At 64.2% G+C, this 3,164-nt stretch carries 5 protein-coding genes and 1 pseudogene; 3 read left to right on the top strand and 3 right to left on the bottom strand.

Annotation, left to right across the window (positions count from 1 at the left end; all coding sequences use genetic code 11):
• A pseudogene (locus AC1DU6_RS24905) lies at nt 1-296 on the bottom strand (SOS response-associated peptidase family protein); the annotation flags it as partial.
• 131 nt (nt 297-427) lie between these two features.
• On the opposite strand from AC1DU6_RS24905, the gene AC1DU6_RS24900 reads away from it, so the two are divergent.
• Entirely contained in the window at nt 428-652 is a 225-nt protein-coding gene (locus AC1DU6_RS24900) for a helix-turn-helix transcriptional regulator (protein ID WP_477860347.1), read from the top strand.
• A 14-nt stretch (nt 653-666) separates the two neighbouring features.
• On the opposite strand, the gene AC1DU6_RS24895 is transcribed toward AC1DU6_RS24900, so the two are convergent.
• Nucleotides 667-969 (bottom strand): hypothetical protein, encoded by a 303-nt coding sequence (locus tag AC1DU6_RS24895; protein WP_477860346.1) that lies wholly within the window; start codon nt 967-969, stop codon nt 667-669.
• 535 nt (nt 970-1,504) lie between these two features.
• On the opposite strand from AC1DU6_RS24895, the gene AC1DU6_RS24890 reads away from it, so the two are divergent.
• On the top strand, nt 1,505-1,792 hold the full coding sequence (locus AC1DU6_RS24890) for a hypothetical protein (protein WP_477860344.1): 288 nt from the start codon (nt 1,505-1,507) through the stop codon (nt 1,790-1,792).
• A 36-nt stretch (nt 1,793-1,828) separates the two neighbouring features.
• Here the strand turns inward: AC1DU6_RS24890 and AC1DU6_RS24885 are convergent, their stop codons facing one another.
• On the bottom strand, nt 1,829-2,458 hold the full coding sequence (locus AC1DU6_RS24885; protein WP_477860342.1) for a ParB/Srx family N-terminal domain-containing protein: 630 nt from the start codon (nt 2,456-2,458) through the stop codon (nt 1,829-1,831).
• A gap of 482 nt (nt 2,459-2,940) precedes the next feature.
• On the opposite strand from AC1DU6_RS24885, the gene AC1DU6_RS24880 reads away from it, so the two are divergent.
• The coding region (locus AC1DU6_RS24880) for a hypothetical protein (protein ID WP_477860340.1) at nt 2,941-3,164 on the top strand (224 nt) is incomplete at its 3' end.

Below are 3,164 nucleotides of genomic sequence, written 5' to 3'. Positions count from 1 at the left end.
CGCGAGATGCAGGCAAGGTCACTGCGTTCTTTGCCGAGCATCCTGAGCTGCTCGAACAAGTTTTGCTCGAAGGTTTGCGCGTCGTTTCGCCGGCACTGCTGGACCAGTTCCCAGATCTCGTGCTCTTCATCTGTCTGCGGATTCGCGAACACCATCTCCATGCCCTTGGGCCACAGCAACTGGGCGCCGTTGGCCTTCCTAAAAAACAGGTCGCGGAACTCCTTGATGCCTACGCGCGCGCGGAACTCGCGGACGTATTTCCGATAGTCCGACCAGATCTGAGCCGAGTAGCACATGCTCCAGCGTCTCCCGCAAATAGAAGCCTGGATGCTAAGCCCGCCAGCATTCGGCCTTGAATCCAGCATGTCGCGATACCCCTTGCAGGCCTAGATTTTCCCGACAAGTCCACCGGAGCAATGTTGTGGAAATGAATGCGATACCGACGCCTGCTGGCCCGCAGGAACCCGATGCTTCAGACATCCTGCGGCTGCCGAAGGTGAGGCAGCGCACRGGCCTAGGACGTTCCACCATCTACCGCCTGATGGCTCTTGAACTGTTTCCCAGCGCGGTGCAGCTCGGACCCCGTGCAATCGGCTGGCCGAAAGCGGAAATCGATGCCTGGATCGCGACGCGGCCCAAGGCTTCTCACTGAGTGCGCTTCGCCGTTCAGCCGGGCAGCGCGAACTTCACTACGGCGCCGACCAGCAACAGCACGGCGGCGACGCGCACGAACAGCCACGTGGTGAACCAGTAGCGGTGATTCGCCAGCACCGCACAGCACAGGCGAAAGAACGCCCACAGCGCCATGACGGCGGCGACAGGGCGACTCATTCCGGCCGCGCCTGGAAGGTGAAGCACAAGCAGCGCGCACACGATCGGCCAGGTAAGCGCATCGACAGCCGCAAGCAGGCGCCGGCCCGGCCAACAAGGCGCGTTGGGTCGTGGCTCGCATTGGATCAGAACGAACATGGGGCGCTCCCGCCTGCAACTCGTATCTCATGGAATCACAGCACACGCCAGCGTAGGCGTGCCACGGAAACGAATCGTAAGAGTGGATTCGTTCGGCCGTGCGACGCGACGAATGGACGCGCCGGCTCGCCCAAAACTCAGCGTCGAAGCAGATCGCCATTGACGCCTATCTCGACGGACCGAACCACACAGCGAAGTGATCGTTCGGTCTGAGCGTGCTCAAGGGACATCCTGGGACATCCCCTCACTACGAGGTGGTGTAACCGACAGCGATCGGTGCCAGTAGACAGACTGTCAGTAACGGCCTGCAATGTGTTCGGGCTTGCAACTTACATGGACGCGAACCGGGTCAGACAGCCTGGCCGTCCCAACGGGAGCAGGGATGGATTCAACATCAAGCCAAAAAAGCACCGGGCACGATGCGAAGCAATGCCAACCAGCCGGTAGTCGGCGGCAACTTGACCCCGTGGACCGTCCGGCCAGACCGCTAGGCGCAAAACGGTCCGCCCTTCAGGCGCGGAAGCATCGGAACTCCATGGCGGCGTGGCGCGCCGGCCTTGTGGGCTCGACGTCGGGCACACCCACCCGCCTTCTCACTTCCGCTGACGGCACGCTTGCCTTCGCGATCCTTCATACGTCGACCGGGCTGCTCGTCGAGCGACGCCACTACCCACCGACGGGCCCGCGCACTGCCCAGATGATCTCCTTCGACACCGAAGCGGCATTCGATCGATGGTGCGAGTGCGAACCCATCCGATTCGACGAGCCGACTTTGCATGACCGCTTGCGTCGTGAAGGCCATGAAGTCCTTGCCAGAACATGACCTGGTCAGGCTGGCCGAGCTGACGCGTGCGCCAGACTACGGCGCGAAGGTCCTTGACGTACTGCCTGCCACCGTTGCGAGCTTCAGCCGGCGCTTGACGGTCAGCGGCGTGAGCCCGAAGCACACGGCGATGTCCTCGATGCCGGCACCGGCCGCCACCATGTCCGCGAACGCCCGCACGGTGTCCGCGACGCTCATCGGCTTCTGGCCCTGGTTCTCGGCCATGCTGACCGCAATGGCCCGCTCGGCAGGGATCACGGCGCACAGCACCTCGAAGTCCAGCGTGATGCGCCCACGTTTGACCAGCACATTCAGCGCCCGCAGGCGCCGGCCCCCCGCGATCACGCCATGTGTGAACAGCCGCTTGCTGTCGCGACCCTTGCCGCGTCGGGGGCTGTCGTAGGCCAGCACCGAGAGGTTCTGCAGCAGGCCCTGCGCATCGATCAAGTCAGCCAGCTCGTCGATCTCCGCCTCGGTGGGCTCGTCTTTGCGCACGTTGCGCTCATCCAGCCGCAGGCACCGCAGCGTCAAGTACTGAAGGTTTGCTTCTTCCGTTCCTGCCCGCAGGGCAATGCTTGCTTCCTGGTGAGTCTCGGGAGGTGCGGAGGGAACGTCCGCTTCGAGGCTGTTGTTGCCGCGGGTGGTGAGGGTTTCGGTCTTGCTCATGGTTCACGCCTTTCTGCGTTGGTGGTGGGAAAACCTGCTTCCTGGAGCCGTCTCGACGGACCAGGAGCGCGGCGCCCACCGAAGGCAATGGCCGGCCCGGAGGCCGCAGCCCGGCGCATCGCGACGGGACCGGGTGAGGACACGGAGCGCAGCTGCACCGTTGACTTCGGTGGGCGCYGCGCTACCCGTCGAGAAAGGGACGGCCCAGGACGCAGGCCACCGCCCATGCGGGAAACGCGAGCAAGACCGATGGGAKTCGCCCCCACCACCCGCGGCAGCGCGCAGCGGGCCCAGCGGGGGCCGCTGCCCACCCCCACCTCGCAGCGGTGCACTTCAGCGCCGCCAGGCGCCCGCAAGAGGGATCGAAAGGGCTGGACAGCAGTCCACGCACCGGGTGGATGAGCGCCAGGCGCGAACCTGCAAGAGCCCGGACGGCCGGCAACGCCGGCCAGGCTCGCCCAGTTCATCAAGCGGCCGAAGGCGTGGACGCCTCCCGATTTTTGGTGTACTGTATAAATACACAGTATTCAGCGAAGCGCCCGACATCGCTTCATCTCACCCACCCAGCCAGCACGCTGGCACCTCGGTCAGCGCCAGCTGRCCAGTCCAAGGAGAAGGACATGAGCAAACCGCTCTACGTCGCCTACTTCGCCATCAATCCCTATGGCGAGGACGTGCCGAACCAAGCCATGGACGCGGCCAGGAA

It is taken from the genome of Roseateles sp. P5_B10 (assembly GCF_056400485.1).
Note: the sequence above shows the minus strand (reverse complement) of the source record. Positions and strands in the feature narration are given on the sequence as shown.

Excerpts from the sequence above, each read along its gene's own strand:
- AC1DU6_RS24885 (WP_477860342.1), bottom strand. The coding sequence starts at position 2,458 with ATGAGCAAGACCGAAACCCTCACCACCCGCGGCAACAACAGCCTCGAA.
- AC1DU6_RS24895 (WP_477860346.1), bottom strand. The coding sequence starts at position 969 with ATGTTCGTTCTGATCCAATGCGAGCCACGACCCAACGCGCCTTGTTGG.
- AC1DU6_RS24890 (WP_477860344.1), top strand. The coding sequence starts at position 1,505 with ATGGCGGCGTGGCGCGCCGGCCTTGTGGGCTCGACGTCGGGCACACCC.